Genomic DNA, 503 nt, shown 5'->3' on the forward strand with positions numbered 1-503 from the left:
AGCCCGACCATTGAGCCGGAGGGGTGAATTGGCTCAAGCGTCTCCTGCTCGACCTGAAAGGAGATATACCAGTGCCCGGCTGCTTGGCTGACGGTCGCGTTTTTAATTTTCCCTTCAACTGGCTGGGACTGACGGAACTTGACCCACGCCAGCCCGGCAGGCAGCTTCACTCGACCCTTTTCAAGGCGGCAATACTTGTCGAAGTTGACGAACCGGATAGCGTCGCGGTTGTCGCTTTTTTTCTTGAATACGGGTGCCTTGGCGGCGAGTTTCTTATCAAAGCAGCGCATCCACGCGCCATGCAAATCCTTGAGCTTCTGCTGGAGGTTGTCGGTATATGCCTCGGCCAGAAAGGCCATTTCTGGGTCTTTCTTCCAACTGGTGAGCATCCTGTTCAGCTCAAAGGCAGAAGGCAGTTTTTCGCCAGCATCCAGAATGCGTTTGGTTTCTGCCAGCCCGTGATTCCAGACATAACGAGCACAACCGCCCAACTGGCGCAGGCG

At 55.3% G+C, this 503-nt stretch carries 1 protein-coding gene; it reads right to left on the reverse strand.

Going from position 1 to position 503, the window contains the following annotated elements; all coding sequences use genetic code 11:
• A partial coding sequence (locus tag PG883_RS23815) for an RNA-guided endonuclease InsQ/TnpB family protein (protein WP_223953444.1) occupies nt 1-503 on the reverse strand: 503 nt, incomplete at both ends.

Source organism: Aeromonas sp. QDB25 (genome assembly GCF_027707725.1).
Taxonomy (GTDB): domain Bacteria; phylum Pseudomonadota; class Gammaproteobacteria; order Enterobacterales; family Aeromonadaceae; genus Aeromonas; species Aeromonas caviae.